Genomic DNA, 18,968 nt, shown 5'->3' with positions numbered 1-18,968 from the left:
GTGCTGCTCTGGTAGATGATAAAATAACAAATGGTGAGCAGATAGGTCTTTTAGAAGGGATTCCTTTCGGAATAAAAGATGTTTACCTTTTGCAGGGAGAGCCCGCTTCTGCGAGTTCAGATTTTCTGAAGACTTATATCTCTCCTTATACCGCTACCGCGATTCAAAAATTATTGGATGCGGGTGCCATACCCATAGTGAAAGAAAACTGTGATAGTTTTGGCCACGGTAGTAGCACAGAGAATACGGTTTTTGGCTCTGCCAAAAACGCATTGGACGAAAAGAAAGTAGCAGGAGGCTCAAGTGGAGGAAGTGCTGTGAACGTAGCAAAGAGTTACACCGCTTTTTCTATTGGTGGAGATACCGGTGGGTCTATCCGTCAGCCAGCTGGATATAATAAGGTATATGGTTTAAAGCCAACTTACGGACGTATTTCTAGATACGGTTTAATGGCCTATGCTTCATCTACAGATACCGTAGGTCCTATCGCGAAAAGTTTAGAGGATATCAGAATTGTGTTGAACTTGTTGAGTGGGAAAGATTACCACGATCAAACCACACTAGAAACTACGCCAGTTTCTAAGGATACACTTGGAAATACAGCTAAGGCAAAAACACTAAAAGTTGGGTATTACAGAAACTTCATTCAAACAGAGGCCTTAGATGCAGGTATTAAAGCAGATTTTAAGGCTTTGATAGAAAAATTGAAAGCAGATGGCGTTTCGGTAGTGGAATTGGATTTTTATGAGAGTGATACTTTGGTGTCTACTTATTATACGTTGGCCATGGCAGAAACGGCTTCCAATTTGGCAAGGTTAGATGGAACAAATTACGGAGAACGCAAAGAGGGGAGTAACTTGAAGGAGATTTACGCCCAAACACGGTCTGATAATTTTACGGAAGAAACCAAAAGAAGGATTGTGGGTGGTAATCAGGTTTTATCTACGGGGCACTCTGAAGCTATATACCTTAAAGCAAGAGCCATTAGAAACGAGATTTCTAGCAAATTCTCATCGGATTTTGAGAACGTGGATATCATATTGTCACCAGTGACACCGCAGCCAACACCTCTTATTGGAGATAATTTAAAAGACCCATTGGCCATGTACCTTTCTGATGCTTACACGGTAGGTTTTAGTTTGGGAGGCTTGCCAACGCTTACCGTACCGCATGGTACAGAAACCGGTCTTCAAATAACCGCAGATAAAAAGCGTGAAGATAAAGTTCTTCAGTTCGCTAATTACTTGAATGAGTTAGGGCTTAGTTGATGTTTTAATAGACAAGGACTCTCAATGGTTAAATGATAAAAGGAGTTAATGTTTCAAGGGATTAATGTTTTAATGATTCAATGATTTAATGCTCCAATGATAAAAGGGGTTAATGTTTTAATGATTCAATGATTCAATGCTCTAATAATAAGAGTTCAGGGTTTTAATGATACAATGATTAAATGTTCTAATGATAAAAGGGGTTAATGTTTTAATGATACAATGATTCAATGTCTCAAGGGATTAATGTTTTAATGATAAAAGGTTTCAATGCTCCAATGATAAAAGTTCAGGGTTTTAATGATACAATGATTAAATGTTCTAATGATAAAAGGGGTTAATGTTTTAATGATACAATGATTTAATGCTCCAATAGTAAGAGTTCAGGGTTTTAATGATACAATGATTCAATGTTCTAATGATAAAAGGGGTTATGGATTTAATGTTTCTGGGATAGAATTCATGAGGGACGCGATGTTTTAATTTAACCTTAAGTATGTATGAGTGAGAAAAGTATTTTTATAGAGAAGATGAAAACAAGGACAAAGAAATTTGCCGTTGATTTGATTTTTCTTTGTGATACTTTGAAAAAAAATAAAGCATCCTCTGTAATAACATACCAATTGATTAAATCTGCCACTTCTACAGGAGCTAATTATAGAGCAGCTTGTAGAGCGAGATCGAAAAAAGAGTTTTTTAGTAAAATCTGTATAGTGGAAGAAGAAGCGGATGAAACGGAATACTGGCTTGAAATCATTAAAGAAACGAATTTGTCAGACAGTAAAGAAGAGCTTGAAAGACTCTTGGTAGAAGCGAACGAAATATCTCGAATTATAACAAAAGCTAAAGACACAACTTACAATAATTAAAAGGTGAATTATTTAAGCATTGACGCATTAATTCATTGACATATTAGAATATTGGGGTTACCAAAAAATAGAAAATGGTACAAGATTTAGAAAAACAATTAGAGCAACACGGCCTTGAGGTAGTCATTGGCTTAGAAACTCATATCAGACTTAATACTAAAACCAAGCTTTTTTGTGCCTGCCCAAATGCAGAAGCAGAAGAGCCTAATACCAATATATGTTCTGTTTGTACAGGACAAATGGGCGTATTACCCGCTATCAATAGTGAGGCTATTAGAAAAGCCATCATTTTTGGAAAAGCGGTAAATTCTACTTTTTCAAATGGTGTTATTTGCTGGGATAGAAAACATTATGAATATCCTGATAATCCAAAGAACTTTCAGCTGACACAGTTTCAAAAACCTATCATTCCTGATGGCGAAATAAACTGTTACAGAGATAATGGAACTACTTTTTCGGTGCAGCTTGAGCAAGTTCACCTAGAAGAAGATGCCGCCAAGCTGATGCACGAGCGTAAGCAAACATTGGTAGACTTTAATAAAGGTGGTGTTCCATTGATAGAAGTGGTGACCAAACCATGTATCAAAACCTTAAAAGATGCAGCTACGTATGCTCAATATGTGCAGCGTATTGTTCAGAATCTAGGAATTTCAGAAGCAAACCTTGAAAAAGGGGAATTTAAATCTGACGTTTCGGTTTCTTTAAGAAAAATAGGAACAGACGACTTAAACCCTAGAACAGAAATAAAGAACTTGAATTCCTTCAAGTTTATGGTGGAGGCTCTAATTGAGGAAGTTAGCAAGCAATTCGCCTATTTTAAAGAGCATAAAAAACCAAGACCAGAACAAACCACTGTACTTTGGGATGAAGCCCTAAAGCAAACTAAGGTGATGCGTACCAAGGAATTTGCTGCGGATTATCGTTATGTTTTAGAGCCTGACATTCCTTTTGTCAATATTGAGAAAGAAGTAGCCGCTACGCAGGTAGACGAGTCCTTATTGCCGTTTGCTATTGAAAGCACATTGATTAATGGAGGTGTAAGACCTCAGGATGCTAAATTTTTCACGTCAGATTCTGTAAGGTCAGATTTGTTTACGGCTATCAATAAAGAGCTAAAAGACACTTCTTTTGTGGCTAAGACTTTATTGAACAATCTGAAACCAGAAGATTATACGTCTATCACAAATTCGGCAAGCCTGATTAAGGTTTTTGCTGCTTTACAATCTGGAAGTATTACGCAAATTTTGCTTCAAAATGCTATTAAAGAGCTGATTCAAAACCCAAATTTTGATTTTCAGACTTACTTTAAAGAGCATAGCATTTCAAACGATACATTAGCAGAGACCATCAACGCCGTGATTGCGGATAACAAAGAGACTGCCGATGAGATTAAAGCCGGAAACCAAGGTAAAGCCGGGATTTTAGTAGGTAAAGTATTACAGACGGTTGGTAAAGGTGCCAATGGTAAAGTGGTGCGTGAGATGATTTTGTCGCAACTTAATGCTGAAATGGTAGCGAGTGAAGCAGCCGCCAAGAATGCCAAATCTAGTGGGACACGCCAGAAATCTACGGAATTAGAGGAAGATGTCAGGTTTACAGAAATTGTAGTTAAAGATAAATATAGGACACATCAAATTTCAGAAGTTTCTGAGGCTTTGCTTGAGCAGGAAGTGACACTTTCTGGATGGGTAGCCAGTGTGAGAGATCACGGGGAGTTGGTGTTTATTGACCTTAGAGATAACTCTTACGAGGTGATGCAGATCAGGTTAGATAGAGATAACATCTCTAAAATTGATTTGTTTGCGAAGCTAAAACCTGAATCTGTGATAATGGTAACCGGAAGTGTTATCAAAAGACAAGAGGATGACTTTAACGCGGCCATTAGAACAGGAGAACTGGAATTGAATGCGTCTAATTTAGAAGTACTTAACGCTGCCAGCACTTTGCCATTTGAAATTAAGAGAGCCGCTAAAACGAGTGAAAATGTACGTTTTAGATATAAATATCTGGACCACAGAAGTGCAGAAGCTCGTCAGGCTATTATTAACCGTCATAAGGTTATAAAACTGATAAGAGACGTACTAGACGCTGAGTCGTTTATAGAGGTGGAAACGCCTATTTTAACGGCAGGAACAGATGAAGGAGCCAGAGAATTTATAGTGCCTAGCCGTAAGTTTGCCGGTAAGTTTTATACGCTTCCGCAAGCTCCACAGCAATTTAAGCAAATGCTGATGGTGGGAGGTTTTGAAAAATACTTCCAGATAGCCAGATGTTTTAGAGATGAAGATTCGCGTGGCGATAGACAGCCTGAGTTTACGCAGCTGGATATTGAGATGGCTTATGTGAGCATGCAAGATGTGATTGACATCAATACCAAGTTATTTAACGAGGTGGTTCATAAGGTTTATGGCAAAAAATGGAAACTGCATCCGTTTAAAGTATTGACTTATAAAGAGTCTATGGATAAATATGGCTGCGACAGACCAGATATAAGATTTGGACTGGAAATGCAGGATATTACGGATATTGTAAAAGAAACGGAATTTCAAGTTTTCGCTAAGCCAATAGAAGATGGCGGAATCGTGAAATGTATTAAAGTAGGTGTAGAGTTCCAGAAAACGCGACTTTCAAAAGGGCAGATTGAGAAATTGACGGCTACGGCTCAAAGTCACGGTTTGGGAGGTTTGGCCTATATTATTGTCAACGAAAACGATTTACAGTCGCCTATTATTAAATTCTTAGGAGAGGACGTTTGTGCCAATATTATTAAGGCTACCGATGCCCAAGTAGGGGATATTGTTTTCTTTTCCGCCGCAGATTATAAAACGGCCAATACGGCTTTAGACGCCGTAAGACAAGAGTTGGGCGATATCCTGAAACTTATCAAACCAAAGGAATTGCATCCGGCTTGGGTTATTGATTTCCCTTTCTTTGAAAAAACAGACGAAGGAAGATGGACCTTTACCCATAATCCGTTCTCTATGCCAAAGGTAGAAGACCTAGATAAGCATATGAAGAGCGAAAACGTGGGAGAGATCATAGCTCAGCAGTATGACATGGTGCTTAACGGATACGAGATAGGTGGAGGTTCTGTGAGGGCTCATAAAGCAGAAATTTTGGAGGCTACTTATAAGAACATGGGTTACGATAAGGAGGAGATGATGAAGAGCGTGGGGCAGATGTATACGGCTTTCCATTACGGTGCACCGCCACACGGAGGAATAGCTTGGGGTATAGATAGGTTGATGATGATTTTGGAAAAAAGAAACTCCATTAGAGAAGTGATGGCTTTCCCAAAAACGGGATCTGGCGAAGATTTGCTTTTCAATAGTCCTTCTATTTTATCGGAAAAGAAGATAAATGAACAAAATGTGAAGTCGATTTGAACAATTTGACGTACTAATTTACCTTTTGCTAATCTTGTATTATAATCATTTAGTTTTTCGATTAAACTTTTTATAGATTTGTAACACTAAAAATATTATTTGGTTTTTAGTTTGTTGATGAAGTGTAATTGCGACATGCAGCTCCAGTTTTGTGGGCTGCGTGTTCTGTTTTAGGGCAATCCTAAATTTTACTGTTACTTTTCTCCTCCCAAAACAATTTTAATTGATAGCCTTAAATCAATCAAGCTAAATAGAGGGATTTGCTATATTAGTGTATATTTTTCAATCACAAAAATGCCTAGAATCGAACTTAGAACAGTTATTACAGCTGATAAAGAAATAGTTTTTGACCTTTCTAGAAGTATTGATTTACATAAAATATCAACAGAACAGACAAATGAAGAGGCCGTTGCCGGTAAAACTAGCGGATTGATAGGTTTAGGTGAAAGTGTAACTTGGAGAGCAAGGCATTTTGGAGTTTATCAAAATCTAACATCAAAAATTATGGAATTTGAAAAGCCAAAATACTTTGTAGATGAAATGCAAGAAGGTGCTTTTTCAGGATTTAGCCATGAACATCATTTTTCTGATTTTGAAAATGGCACTCTAATGGTCGACGTATTTGAGTATACATCTCCTCTAGGTATTTTGGGTAAATTAGCTGATGTGCTATTTCTTGAAAATTATATGACAGATTTATTATCAAAACGAAATCAAATTATTAAAGAATTTGCTGAAACGGATAAGTGGCGAAAAATATTAATCAATTAAGAGGTCGCGTTTTAGTCTTTGCTCTTCGAAGCTTGTAGCTTCGAAGGAGTGTTTGCAAGCCTCTGGCTTGTGAGGAGGTAATGTTTTCGGTAGGTATAAATTAAGGCATATGATTATCGCAGCTGCTAAGCTAGAGGCTTAGTAATGGGAATTAATGAAATATTGAATAATGAAAAAAAACTTAGTCATTTTGGTGATTACACTTCTTACCTTAAATGTTTCTTGTACTGTTAGACCGAAATTGGCACTTATGCCAACAAATAATGATGGCGGATACCTTTTAGAGATGATAAATTCAAAAGGAAAACCAACTAATATTTCAGGAACTATTTACGATAAAATAACTGGTTTACCTCTTAGTCATTCAGTAGTAACTATGGGTTGTTTAAAAGTAAAAACAACAGAAAGTGGTGAATATACTTTTAGTGCAAATGGACCTTTAAGTGTCAAGGTTTTTCTTTCGGCCATCTCTGTAGGATATCTGGAAGTGGAAACACGAATGTTTGATTTTAAAACTGAAGCTATTAAATGTGATTTCTTCTTAGTTGAAGATAGGAGACCCTTAATAGAATGTGTGGAGATTGGTGGGCTTTCCAATTAGCAAACTTACTTTTCAAAGCTTGTAGCTTCGATGGAGTGTTTGCAAGCCTTTGGTTTGCCGGAAGGTAATGTTTTCGGAAGCAAGTGATTAAAGCGTATCAGCCTTAGGCTGATTATATCGGGAATGAACACGCAATATAAAAATGGAGAAAATAAAGGTACTTTTAAAATTAAGCGGTTTAGCTATTTTTCCTATAGGAATATCAATACTTATGGCTCCAGCAGTGGGATTTTTATTTCTAATAGTCACCCCTATTTCTCTTTTAGTAATGGAATATTATTATCTGAAAAGTTATGGTAATAATGGGTTTTCTGAAGGATTTTTGGACAATATATATTTATCCGTAATTATTTACTTGAGCGTTGCAATCCTATCGATACTCAATTCTACCATGTTAAATCACTCATATAGAATTTCAAGACAGTTAGATTTAAGCATTCATTTAAAATCTTATTTACTGCTTCTAGGTGTATTGATGCTATGCTGGTTTATAGTTTATGCTATTTTCAGTCGGTCTCAAAAGTTTAGAGGTGGAAAATGAAAATTTACCTCAAAGTGATTAATTTGCTCTGCGTTTTGTTTACGATGCTAGGCTAAAGGAAGAGTGAGCAAGCAAAAAAGAGAAACCCCGACCGCAGCGTGGTCAAAGGTTTAGTCAGCAGAACCAATCAATCTTCAAAAGTCTGATACCGCTCTTTTAAGTCGTTTAGGTCGTTTATTTCTTTGATGCTTTCTTCTGCTAGTCTTTTGACCATATCGGCGTGTGTTTTTATGGCTTTATGGTGTTCCTCTATGGTCGCAAAATTCTTTAGGGTTTTAAGACCCTCCATGAGTTTAATCAACACCGACGGATTTCCTGCTGCGTATTGCCTAATCTGGTTAAAAGAAGCGTCCATGAGGCCTTTAAAATCTAGGTTTTTAGCAATAACCCTGAGTTGATCTTCATCATCATATCTGTATTTCGACGGAAACTGAATTTGCGTTAATCGGCACATGGTGGCCGTCAAGTTATCTATGCAGGCTATGGCCGTAAATGGGTCATTGATACCAGGCGATAAGGCTCTGGCGGCTATCTCCACCATTTGTAATATGGAGAACTCAGCATCTTGGTCGGGTGACCTTTGATTTCCTAAAACCAACATGTTTTGGAGCGAACTAAGCTCATCTGGCTGAATGGGTTTTGATGCGTAAAGCATACCGACCGTAAATCCTTTGACTAAATAACTGCCAGGTCTAGCATCCATAATGAGTAGCTGGTTTTTATCCTTCATGGTACGAATTAAGCTATCCGCATCTATGAATTGTAAATATCCATTTTTCGGGGCTAGAACTGGCATATTATATTCATAATGGTCTAAAATCTGAGTCATATCAGGTTCTTTACGAGTAGGTTCTCCTAATGTAATTTCCTGTGGAAAAAGAGACTCAAAGTTTTTTGAGAGTAGTTCGGAGATGTCAGCTATCACAGCATCGGCCTGTATTTTGATGGCGATATGATGTATGAAAATGATAAGCAGAATAATATTGGCGATGGTAGCCAAAAAGGCTGCAAAAACGGATAGCGTAGGAATAAAAGAGATGCTGTCGTTATCTCTGACGGCATTGAGAATAATTAGGCAATAAAGGTATGTAGATACATAGGTACCGAGCACCACTTGATTAAGCCGCTCGTGCATAAAGTTGCGGAGCAGCCGAGGTCCAAACTGCGACGAAGCCAAAGTCAAAGCCACCAAAGTGATAGAAAAAACGGTACCCGCCACGGTAATCATGGCTCCAGAGATGGCGGATAGCACACTTCTAGCGGCTCCTGCACTGCCAGGGAAAATGTATTGTAAAACACCTTTTGGTGTAAATGCTAAATGGCTATCCAGATAAAGTAGTTGTAAGGCGGCAAGTATGGCAATAACGATAATGGCCACAGGTATAAACCAAAACGTAGACTTAAGCTTGTTCCAAAAGAATAATAGTTTTTTCATGCGTCTATGTTTTAGTTTAAATGTATTTAGACCATTGGCCCTGGCCAATGAGGCTATTTCTTGTTCTCAAGTAGGTTCACCTGTTTTTCCATCAAGTCGCAGATTTTAGAAAGAAGTTCTATGTTTTTGGGTGTTGCTACGGTAGCGTCTTTTGGGTCGTCTGCTTTCTTTTTGATAGAGTGCATCACTTTTACGACCAGAAAAACAGTTAAGGCAATGATGGCAAAATCAAGGGTGGATTCTAGTAGTTTACCGTATCCTATAGCCACTTCTGCGTGTAAAAGTTCTTCCCCTTGCATCATAGCTTCACGCAGCACTATCTTTTTGTTTTCAAAGCGTGCCCCATCTGTCATCAGGCTGAGCGGTGGCATAAAGACTTCCTTTACTAGGCTATCTATTACTTTATTAAATGCCGCACCAATAATGACACCAATGGCGATGTCTATCATATTGCCTTTGACGGCAAACTCTTTGAATTCGTTGAAAAATTTAAAAGCCATTTTTATCTCGATTTTTTCTAATATTCGAAATTTAGGCTCGTATGGATTATAAAAAATTTAAAACGAACTAGCTTAGCAAATAAACGAATAGCAGAAGATAGTGGATATTAATTTGACCCCAGCGGTTTATGATAAATGTGGATTGGAACTGTCATGCTTTAAAGCAGAATTAGAAAGCAGAGAATATGATGCCTGTCGATTTCTGTTGAACGGGAAAAACGTACTATGCAGAAACTCAAAAATTACTCCAAAGAAGGCAGGTCAATTTGTGACATTTTGGAAAAGAAATGGCAACCGACTCATAGAGCCTTTTAATGAATCAGATGAAATTGATTTTTATGTGGTCAATGTTAAGACAGAGAATGCTTTTGGACAGTTTGTTTTTCCGAAATCTATTTTGATTCAAAAAGGAATAATTTCAACAGAAAAGAAAGAAGGAAAAAGAGCATTTAGAGTTTATCCTATCTGGGATACTGCAAATAATAAGCAAGCAGAAAGAACCCAAAAGTGGCAGTTAGATTATTTCTTTGAAATTAATGATGCTATTGATTTTGATAGGGTCGCTGTATTGTATCAAAATCAATAAACTTATCTAAGCTCCACCACTGATTCATTTTATCAAGGTAACAAATGAGACTCAACCCCCTCATTCGTTATTTTGACTGGCTTTATGGTGCCATCTTCATTGAAATACATCTCGTCAATGCATATCACACGGTGGTCGCGTCCTTCATTTGGGATGGGTCTTCTATGGTAAACCATGTAGTATTTCTCCGTGTTTTCAGGATGCATCACAGAGTGATGCCCTGCTCCCGTAGCTATGGTGGTATCTGATTCTAATATGGTGCCTATTTTATTGAAAGGTCCGGTCGCCTTATCTGCCATGGCATAAGAAACATGATAGGTACTGTTTCCCCAGCCGCCTTCAGACCACATGAAGTAATATTTCCCATTTCTTTTAAACATAAATGGGCCTTCTACGTAGCCCTCTGGCGTAATCTCTTTGAAAAGGGAGCCATCCTCCCAGGGGATAAATCCTGTAAAATCTTCGTTTAGTTTTCCCACATTACAATGTCCCCATCCACCATAGAAAAGGTAATAGGTACCGTCCTCATCTTTATAGACAAATTGGTCAATAGGCTGAGCATCATTATAAAAGTCTGATATCAATGGCTTACCGATATAATCTTTAAAAGGGCCTTTGGGAGAATCTGACACGGCTATGCCAATTCCTCCTGAATGATTGATGTCGTTATTTGGGTCAAAAGCCGCTCCTCTGCTGGGTCTTTGTACATCGTTGGCAGAGAAGAATAGATAATACTTCTTGTCTTTTTCTATGATAGAAGGAGCCCAAACTGCTTGTCTCGCCCATTTGATAATGGTGGTATCAATGATTTTTTCGTGTTTAGTCCAGTTTACTAAATCTTTAGAAGAGAAAGCGTCAAGGAATAATTGGTCTTCATATTTGGCTGAGAAGGTAGGGTATATCCAATATTCATCACCGAAAATAACGCCCTCAGGGTCGGCATACCAACCTTCGGCAATAGGATTTCCAGAAAGTTCAGTGGTAGTGTTTTCACGCTCGCAGCCAAACAAAACTGCCACCAAGAATAGGTTAACTAGGGTATTCAATTTCATAATGAAAGATAGAATCAAATTTTATATTCAAACGCTAAGTTTGGAATTAAATAGGGTAGGAGTAGACGTGGGAGGATTTTGTCGAAACTTTGACGGAAGATTACAGTTTAGTGCTATTTATTAATTAGAGGTATGGTTTATTTAAGGCTGTTTACAGACTTATAAATGAACCCTTTTATTAGTAGGTCGTAAACGGTCTCTACGCTCAACTTTTGTACTAGAAGGGTTTCTCAATAAAGCTATCAACTCGCAGGAATGTAAATATCAAAGGTTGCTCCTTTGTTTAGTTCGCTTGTAGCTGTAATGATACCATGATGGTTCTCTACAATTTTTTTTACGATGGTCAGTCCTATTCCTGTGCCCGATATCTTTTCTTTACCGTGAAGGCGTTTAAATAATTCAAAGATGTGGTCTTTGTAACGAGGTTCAAAGCCAATACCATTATCGGTAATGGTGATGTGGCAATAGTCCTTATCGGGCAAAAGTTTAGGATTTTCTGCTTTGCTGCCTTTTAAAATGGTGCTTTCTATGACTATAAACGGTGGTATATCGGGTTGAGAAAATTTAAGTGCGTTGCCAATGATGTTGTGCATGAGTTGGCGAAACTGAAAGGGAATTATAAGGGCATGGCACATTTCACCAACACGTACAACTGCATTTTTTTCGGCAATAATTTCTGTGAGATCATTTAGTACAGTTGCTACTATAATGTTAAGAGCAGTGGTTTCAAATTTTCTTTCTAGCGTTGTTGTTTGAGAGTATGCAAGCAAATCAGTTATCAAGGTTTGCATACGATTGGCGGAGTCGTGCATTCCTATAATATGCCGTTTGCCTTTATCAGACAACTTCTGAGATTCGTCAGAAATCAGCCTTGAAGCGAATATTTGTATTTTTCTTAATGGCTCCTGCAAATCATGGCTAGAGATGTAGGTAAACGATTCTAACTCTTTATAAGCACTGATTAATTCTGCGGCACGTTTTTCCTTTTCTTCGTTTTGAAAAACAAGTTCCTTATTGGCCACAATTAACTCTGCGGCACGTTTTTCCTTTTCTTCGTTTTCAAAGGCAAGCTTTTTATTGGCAACACCCAACTCTGCAGCCCGCTTTTCTTTCTCTTCGTTTTCAAAAGCAAGCTTTTTGTTGGCGATACCGAGTTCTGCGGCCCGCTTTTCTTTCTCTTCGTTCTGAAAAACAAGATCTATGTTTGCACTTTTTAATTCTTCTTCAGAGGCCTTACGTTGGGTAATGTCAACTCTGATGGCCAGATATTGATAGGGTTTGTTGTCTTCATTGAGAAAAGGAACAATAGTGGTATCCACCCAATAGAAAGTGCCGTCTTTGGCTTTGTTTTTAAATTCGCCTTTCCATGTTTTTCCCTTGGCAATAGTTTTCCATAAATCATGGATATATGCCTTGGGGTGATATCCTGAATTGAGAATATCGTGGTCTTGTCCGATTAACTCTTCTTCTGTGTATTTAGATATTTTGCAAAAATTACTATTTACTTTTTTAATAATTCCTTTTTGGTCTGTAATGGCTATTATAGTGGTTTCGTCTAAGGCATCTTTATACTCTGATGCCTCCTTTAAGCTGTCCTGTAAGCGTTTTTGCGATTGATTAAGTTGTTTATTGACAAGGCTAAGTTCCTCAGCTCTTTTTTCTTTTTCGTCATTTTGTAAAGCCAGTTCGTGGTTAGCTGTGACTAATTCCTCAGCACGTTTTTCTTTTTCATCGTTTTGAAAAGCGAGTTCCTTATTGGCTATCACTAATTCCTCAGCACGTTTTCCTTTTTCGTCATTTTGAAAAACCAGTTCTTTGTCGGCCTCTATTAATTCGGTGGTTCTTTTTTTTATCTCTTTATTCTGAAAAACAAGTTCCTTTTTTGCCATGACTAATTCTGCCGCCAGCTTTTCCTTTTGCAAAGCTCGTTCAGTGATAGTATTGGATGATTTCTCTTCCATGATGTCAGACAATTGATAAGAAATAATTCTCTTTCGATGGTTGCGGAACTGGAAACATTTCTAGTGTTAAAACTTTTTCAATAGCCTTTACCAAAAGAGAAAACGAAGTTGGCTTTCGGATATAATAATTTGCCCCTTGTTCGTATGTTTTATCTACAAAAACGTGATTGTCCGAAGTTGAAAATATGACAACGGGTATACGCTTTAACTTGGGCGTATTTCTTATTTCTTCCAAACATTGAAAACCATCTTTTAAAGGCATGTTTAGGTCTAAGAAAATAATATGGGGCGGTGGATGTTGGATTAATATGTCAAGATTGCTCATCAACTCCAAGCCATTACTTGAAGTTGTTAGTTCAGTTGGAATCGTTACTTGCTCCAGTGCATCTTTGAAAAATTCTCGGTCATCGGCATCATCATCCGCAAGAAAGATGTTTTTCATTTGGTTTAAAATTTAGCTTAAAGGTTAAAACTATTTTCATGCATTTGTCTTACGGAGCTAGTGGCAATGGTCATGCAGGAAGGATAAAAATGGCAATATATGAATATAATTTGAACAAGTGCAGCTAACCACTTTATCTATCTTAATATAAGCATTTGTATCTAGAACTATAACCTAAATCAGATTACACCGTTTCTTACTTTTATGAATGCCTGCAATGCCTTTAGATCTTAGTAATGTTGGGGTGTTTTCCTTGCAGCGAATGCTAACATCTCCTAAAGAGAAAATTTTATCCCCTGAGCCAGTGGTAGTTCTGTGCCATAATTAATGGTGCAGGTTTGTCTACGCATATAGGCTTTCCAGGCATCTGAGCCACTTTCTCTGCCGCCACCTGTTTCTTTCTCACCACCAAAGGCTCCGCCTATCTCAGCACCAGAAGTACCTATATTCACATTGGCAATGCCACAGTCTGAGCCATTTGCAGAAAGAAACTGCTCGGCTTGTCTAAGATTTAAGGAGAAAATAGCGGAGGATAATCCCTGAGGTACGTTATTTTGAATAGCAATGGCCTCCTCCAGTGTTTCATATTTCACCAAATATAGGATAGGGGCAAAAGTCTCCGTTTTAAGTATAGGCATTTGAGCATTCGCTTCTATTATAGTAGGCAGCACATAACATCCTGAATTATAGACATCGCCTTCCACTTGGCCGTTTCCCACTAAAACCTTTCCTCCTTGAACGCTTGCTTCTTTAATAGTGGCGAAATATTTCTCTACCGCCTCTGTGTCAATTAGTGGACCCACATGGTTTTCAGAATTCAAGGGGTCGCCAATTTTTAATTGGCCATAGGCTTTAACCAGCTTTTCCTTTAATGCGTCATATTGGGAGCTATGAACTATCAACCTCCTGGTAGACGTACAACGCTGACCACAAGTACCTACTGCACCAAAAACAATAGCAGGAATGGCTTGTTTTAGGTCTGCACTTTCTGTAAGAATGATGGCATTATTGCCGCCAAGTTCTAACAAAGACTTACCCAAGCGGGCCGCCACATTCACGGCAACAGATTTCCCCATTGGGACAGAACCCGTAGCAGAAAGCAAATCTATATGAGGATCCTTTGCCATTGCTTCTCCAATAATCCGATCCCCCACGACCAAATTAGAAATGCCTTCGGGTAAATCATTTTCCTTTAGCACTTCCGCAAAAATCATTTGACAAGCCATGGCTGTAAATGGCGTCTTCTCCGACGGTTTCCAGATACATACATTACCACAAACCCAGGCTAAAGCCGTGTTCCAAGCCCAAACAGCCACCGGAAAATTGAAGGCGGAGATAATCCCTACAATGCCCAATGGATGCCACTGCTCCATCATGCGGTGCTGCGGTCTTTCTGAGTGCATCTGTAAGCCGTAAAGCTGTCTAGATAAACCCACTGCGAAATCGCAGATATCTATCATTTCTTGTACTTCGCCCAGACCTTCCTGCAAGCTTTTACCCATCTCAAAACTAACAAGTTCTCCCAGGGACTGCTTATGCTCTCGTAATTTCTGGCCAAACTGCCTCACCACTTCCCCTCTTGCTGGGGCTGTTTTATTTCGCCATAAGACGGCTGCCTCTTGAGCAGTTTTGATGACGCTCTCATAGTCAGACAGGCTCGCAGCATACACTTCACCTATCACTGAGCCATCCACTGGTGAGTCAATGGTGAATTTATTTCCAGTTCCTATGGTGTTTATGGTACCCGTGCTTACGCCGGCATTATTCAATTCTGTTTTTATTCTTTGAATTAATTCTTTCATGCTTTTTTTGAGGTCTGTGATGAAAATGTGCTTTCAAAAATCTTATCGGCATTGCCAGTTTCAAAGCCATCCCTAAGATGTTCTCTTTTGATGGCGGGCCCTTTTAAATGTTGAAATTCTGGAAGTAATCGGCGTTCCGCAAATTCTAAATAGCTGCCCGGAATCTCCACTTTCTCTCCTCCTTTGAAAGTAGCCATGACCATATCTGCCACGGTGCTGCTCTGAGCCAATAGTCCATCAGGGCTTGTTTTTATTTTTCCACCAGCGGTATTAAGTCTAACGTCATGGCTTTCTAAAAAAGCATTAAACTCCTCCAGCGTATTATAGCCTTGTTTTAAGGCATGTACGCTTATGGTATAATGATTCAGGTAGTAGCGATTATAAATTACCCAAGCAGCGTACTCACTTTCTTCACTGAGTTTCTGGTAATCTGCCAAAGTAGGGAGCGGCCATAATGGTTTTTCAAAAAAAAGACCCACTTCATCCGCATTATCTAAGTCTAATTCATCTACAGGATCGGCATGCACTTCATCCGTGTATTTTTTGATAATTTCTTGTGCCTTAGTACTCAAATCTTTTACCCGAAGTTCTGAGATAAAAATGCGAGGGTATTTTTCTTCAGGTGGTGCGTACCACCATGCGTCTAGTTTTTTTCCTTCAAAATGGAAGTAGTCTTTTTTCTGATATCCATGATGCAGGAATATCTTTTCGAACGAGGCCACGCCCAGCTGGGGCACCCCCATGGTTCTGAACGCGATATGGTCATTCACTATCTCTTGAGGGTCTTTAATGATACCCTCTGCCAGCATAGCCTCCATGATTTTCTGAACCACTGGTACCCTTTCTTCATAAGGCGTAAACAGGCGATTCATCACAGTATCTAAGGTTTGTTTTTCTTCGAATCTCATTGCTTTGGTCTTTAGAATTAAACGAAATACTGACCGTTTTCTGTCGCCAGAAAAGCGTCAAATGATATCTCCTCTTGCTTTATAAAGCCTTGTTGTGGTAAACTGCCGTTGGCCACCATTTCTACCACTGCGGCAATAGATGCAGCGGTGGTCCAGGAGATGGCTCGCCATACTTTTCCTTCAATACTTAAAGGCATATAAGCTCTGTAAAACTCACTTCTGAGTAATTTTCCATCTTGCCAGCCTTCTACGATGGCATACACATACACTACATCTTCTTTTACCGGAGGTTTAGCGTTTTCCAGAATGCTGGTAAGTAAGGGCTTATCTTTTTTTAAGATTAATTCCTGGATAAGGAATTTCATCAATTTACAATGCCCGGGATAGCGTATGGTCTTGTAATTTAAAGTATCTACTTTACCCTCAAAAGTCTCACACATAGTGCCCAAACCACCAGAGGTGGTAAAAGCTTCAAATTCTTTTCCTTCTATATTTATGTACTCAAGACCATCCAGAGAGGTCACCATTTTGCGAACGCCATTATGAATAGCTTCTGCATCATTGATGTATTCATTAATAACACCATCTGGCGACCAGGTGAAAGAATAAGCCAGCAAACCGTTGGGGTATTTGGGCAAAGCTCCTACTCTTAGTTCAATGTCTCTTACTTTGTCGAATTCTGAGGCCAGATTAGCTCCCACTATGCCAATAAGCCCAGGAGCCAAGCCACATTGTGGAGCCATTACCGTGGTGGCCTTTTTAGATAGATCCCTAATGTAGTTCGTGGTAGAAACATCTTCTGTGAGGTCAAAATAATGAAGACCTAAGGCTGCCGCCAATCTGGCGATAGGTTTGTTTAGAAAAAAAGGTAAAGCCGAGACTACGGCGTCAAAGTCTGGCAGCGTTTTCTGCAAGAATTCTTCTGAACTAACGTCACCTTCAATGACATTAAAAGGTAATTGATAATTGTAATGGGGTTTCTTTTTATCCAGCCCGGTGACTTCAAATTTTTTGCTAAGAAGTACGCCTACCAGACTACCCACTTTGCCCATTCCTAGGACTAAAATGCGTTTCATAAAGTTTAATCGGTTTGGTTGTTGAAGTGTACGAAATGTACACATTTGGAAGGGGAAAAGCAATTGGAAGGGGCTTAATGAATTTAAGACTTTTTGATTTCTGAGGCGTCCGTGCTTATGCTGTGCAAGGTATTCTTGTCTGCCGAATTATCTCCGATTGGAGGAAAGGCTGGTTTGAATAATTAGGATTAGTAATAGGTTTTCCTACCTTTTACGGATTGTTATTACTTCTAGTCAGTTTATTTATGGTCCATGTTTATGGGACTAGAACTCATAACCTTCGGTGTTTTTTCTTCTTAGGACGTTTTCTTGCAGGTTTTTTTCAGGGTTTGTTGGTTTGGAGGATTCTGAGACGCTCCTAGTGCTTATACATTCCCACTTCCAGAATATTCTAAGATTGAAAATTACTTCTCCATTACAGAGTCTCAATTTACTGGACTCTGTATTCCTACGGGTGAATAAAGCGGCAGAAATGAAGAATTTGTATGGCAGAATATTCTAAGATTGAATATTATTCATATTTAGCAGAGCCAATGTTAAAAGTTATTCAAAATTCGCAATATGTATTAAATTTGTTTACGTTTTATGCATACTTTTTGTTAACTTTAATACATGAAGGTAATCGAGAGCGACTCTGGAAATAGCCATAAGGTTGAAATTGTTACGGTAGTTGAGGAGGATTTTAATGCTATTACGCAAGAACGCTATTGGTTTGATTGGAGAGAAGAAAGGAAATTCAAGGTTTATAAATTACAAATAAAGGGCTCAAAGGATATATTAGGTCTAGTATCCTTGGAGCTTATAGAGAGTGAATCTAGAATAGCTATCAGACTTTTAGCTGCTTCAAAAGAAAATAGAGGGAAGGATAAGAAGTATAGGAATATAGTGGGTTGTTTAATTGCCTTTGCAGGGAAACAGTCTATTAAAATTTTTGGAGAATGGGCGTGCATCTCACTTATTCCGAAAACAGTATTGAAAGAGTATTATAAGGAAAAGTATGCTATGCTGGAAGCTGGAAAGAGCTTGTTTTTAGATGGAAATGAGCTTATTCACTTAATAAAAAAAATACGATTATGAATAAAGAAACGGTAAATAAGGATTTAGAGGAGTTTAAATATTTAGTTGATTCTCGTAATTTATCGGATTCCGAAAGGGCATCGGAAAGCGAAGCGATTTTAACTGCTAGAGCTTTGAGGTTTAAAAAGAGAGAAGGAGTTTCTGCAAAACTTTTACAGTTGAAATATCAAATGGAAGAATACTTAGAAGATCCTTTGTCGCAGAGCAAGCCCGCTTTTTCTAAGTTTTTAGAAACTTACGTTGATATTCTTTATACAAAGAGGAAAAACTTTTCGTTAGATATTGATATTGAGCCTACTACTTTAAGTCATGTTATAAATAACCATCGTCAACCAAAGGATACTTTTATTTATAGACTGATGCTTCATTCTGAGGCCACTTATAAAAATTTATGCAGTTTTGAAAAGGAGTTATGGCCTAGGGTTTATTATCAAGATAAGGTTAGTGCTTTTCTTTCATCATCTGCATGGGAAAAAACAGAGCGTAAACATGTCAGTAACAAGGAGGTTTTGCTTTAGTTCTAATTGCTATTGATCTCCCCCTAGCTGAGTCTCAATTTATTGGACGCTGCACTGCTAGGACCGGTCTTTCCATCCGACAATAGTAGGAAAAGCTGGTTTGAATAATTAGGATTGGTAATAGGTTTTAGCAAAAAAGATTTGAAAAATAAATGGGTTATTTGTAAAGCTGTGG

At 38.4% G+C, this 18,968-nt stretch carries 18 protein-coding genes; 10 read left to right on the top strand and 8 right to left on the bottom strand.

The window, feature by feature from the left end; genetic code table 11:
• The 6 genes from ACTBZY_RS25075 to ACTBZY_RS25050 form a co-directional block, all read left to right on the top strand.
• Positions 1-1,268 (top strand): amidase family protein (locus ACTBZY_RS25075; RefSeq protein ID WP_463049133.1); only part of this gene is annotated, 1,268 nt, incomplete at its 5' end.
• A gap of 500 nt (positions 1,269-1,768) precedes the next feature.
• Positions 1,769-2,137 (top strand): four helix bundle protein, encoded by a 369-nt coding sequence (locus ACTBZY_RS25070; protein ID WP_463049132.1) that lies wholly within the window; start codon positions 1,769-1,771, stop codon positions 2,135-2,137.
• Between the two features lie 74 nt (positions 2,138-2,211).
• A complete protein-coding gene (gene gatB/aspS, locus ACTBZY_RS25065) occupies positions 2,212-5,523 on the top strand; it encodes a bifunctional amidotransferase subunit GatB/aspartate--tRNA ligase AspS (RefSeq protein WP_463049131.1) in 3,312 nt (1,103 codons plus the stop codon).
• A gap of 294 nt (positions 5,524-5,817) precedes the next feature.
• On the top strand, positions 5,818-6,294 hold the full coding sequence (locus tag ACTBZY_RS25060; RefSeq protein ID WP_463049130.1) for an SRPBCC family protein: 477 nt from the start codon (positions 5,818-5,820) through the stop codon (positions 6,292-6,294).
• A gap of 169 nt (positions 6,295-6,463) precedes the next feature.
• Positions 6,464-6,895, top strand: coding sequence for a hypothetical protein (locus ACTBZY_RS25055; RefSeq protein ID WP_463049129.1), 432 nt, complete (start codon positions 6,464-6,466; stop codon positions 6,893-6,895).
• A gap of 142 nt (positions 6,896-7,037) precedes the next feature.
• Complete coding sequence (locus tag ACTBZY_RS25050) at positions 7,038-7,436, top strand: hypothetical protein (RefSeq protein ID WP_463049128.1); 399 nt, start codon at positions 7,038-7,040, stop codon at positions 7,434-7,436.
• Between the two features lie 127 nt (positions 7,437-7,563).
• Here ACTBZY_RS25050 and ACTBZY_RS25045 read toward each other — a convergent pair whose 3' ends face one another.
• Both ACTBZY_RS25045 and mscL read right to left on the bottom strand, forming a co-directional pair.
• Positions 7,564-8,871 (bottom strand): DUF2254 domain-containing protein, encoded by a 1,308-nt coding sequence (locus ACTBZY_RS25045; RefSeq protein WP_463049127.1) that lies wholly within the window; start codon positions 8,869-8,871, stop codon positions 7,564-7,566.
• Positions 8,872-8,924: 53 nt separating this feature from the next.
• Positions 8,925-9,371, bottom strand: a complete 447-nt coding sequence (gene mscL / locus ACTBZY_RS25040) for a large conductance mechanosensitive channel protein MscL (RefSeq protein WP_463049126.1) — start codon at positions 9,369-9,371, stop codon at positions 8,925-8,927.
• A 100-nt stretch (positions 9,372-9,471) separates the two neighbouring features.
• On the opposite strand from mscL, the gene ACTBZY_RS25035 reads away from it, so the two are divergent.
• A complete protein-coding gene (locus ACTBZY_RS25035; protein ID WP_463049125.1) occupies positions 9,472-9,957 on the top strand; it encodes a MepB family protein in 486 nt (161 codons plus the stop codon).
• 32 nt (positions 9,958-9,989) lie between these two features.
• Here the strand turns inward: ACTBZY_RS25035 and ACTBZY_RS25030 are convergent, their stop codons facing one another.
• Positions 9,990-11,009 carry a glycoside hydrolase family 43 protein gene (locus ACTBZY_RS25030; RefSeq protein ID WP_463049124.1) on the bottom strand — a complete coding sequence of 340 codons (1,020 nt, stop codon included), beginning with the start codon at positions 11,007-11,009 and terminating at the stop codon, positions 9,990-9,992.
• A 1-nt stretch (position 11,010) separates the two neighbouring features.
• On the opposite strand from ACTBZY_RS25030, the gene ACTBZY_RS25025 reads away from it, so the two are divergent.
• Positions 11,011-11,133, top strand: coding sequence for a hypothetical protein (locus ACTBZY_RS25025; RefSeq protein ID WP_463049123.1), 123 nt, complete (start codon positions 11,011-11,013; stop codon positions 11,131-11,133).
• 118 nt (positions 11,134-11,251) lie between these two features.
• Here the strand turns inward: ACTBZY_RS25025 and ACTBZY_RS25020 are convergent, their stop codons facing one another.
• The 5 genes from ACTBZY_RS25020 to ACTBZY_RS25000 all read right to left on the bottom strand — a co-directional run bounded on the left by ACTBZY_RS25020 (position 11,252) and on the right by ACTBZY_RS25000 (position 17,198).
• Positions 11,252-12,970, bottom strand: coding sequence for a PAS domain-containing sensor histidine kinase (locus tag ACTBZY_RS25020; protein ID WP_463049122.1), 1,719 nt, complete (start codon positions 12,968-12,970; stop codon positions 11,252-11,254).
• 4 nt (positions 12,971-12,974) lie between these two features.
• Entirely contained in the window at positions 12,975-13,412 is a 438-nt protein-coding gene (locus tag ACTBZY_RS25015) for a response regulator (protein ID WP_463049121.1), read from the bottom strand.
• A 275-nt stretch (positions 13,413-13,687) separates the two neighbouring features.
• Positions 13,688-15,214 carry an L-piperidine-6-carboxylate dehydrogenase gene (gene amaB / locus ACTBZY_RS25010; protein WP_463049120.1) on the bottom strand — a complete coding sequence of 509 codons (1,527 nt, stop codon included), beginning with the start codon at positions 15,212-15,214 and terminating at the stop codon, positions 13,688-13,690.
• Positions 15,211-16,122 carry a 2-oxoadipate dioxygenase/decarboxylase family protein gene (locus ACTBZY_RS25005; RefSeq protein ID WP_463049119.1) on the bottom strand — a complete coding sequence of 304 codons (912 nt, stop codon included), beginning with the start codon at positions 16,120-16,122 and terminating at the stop codon, positions 15,211-15,213. The genes amaB and ACTBZY_RS25005 overlap by 4 nt, the downstream gene beginning before the upstream one ends.
• Positions 16,123-16,139: 17 nt before the next feature.
• Entirely contained in the window at positions 16,140-17,198 is a 1,059-nt protein-coding gene (locus ACTBZY_RS25000; protein WP_463049118.1) for a saccharopine dehydrogenase C-terminal domain-containing protein, read from the bottom strand.
• Between the two features lie 612 nt (positions 17,199-17,810).
• Between ACTBZY_RS25000 and ACTBZY_RS24995 the strand changes: the two genes are divergently transcribed.
• Positions 17,811-18,275, top strand: a complete 465-nt coding sequence (locus tag ACTBZY_RS24995; RefSeq protein WP_463049117.1) for an N-acetyltransferase — start codon at positions 17,811-17,813, stop codon at positions 18,273-18,275.
• On the top strand, positions 18,272-18,793 hold the full coding sequence (locus tag ACTBZY_RS24990) for a hypothetical protein (RefSeq protein WP_463049116.1): 522 nt from the start codon (positions 18,272-18,274) through the stop codon (positions 18,791-18,793). The genes ACTBZY_RS24995 and ACTBZY_RS24990 overlap by 4 nt, the downstream gene beginning before the upstream one ends.
• The last annotated feature ends 175 nt before the right edge of the window (positions 18,794-18,968 follow it).

It is taken from the genome of Arcticibacterium sp. (assembly GCF_055134445.1).
Note: the sequence above shows the minus strand (reverse complement) of the source record. Positions and strands in the feature narration are given on the sequence as shown.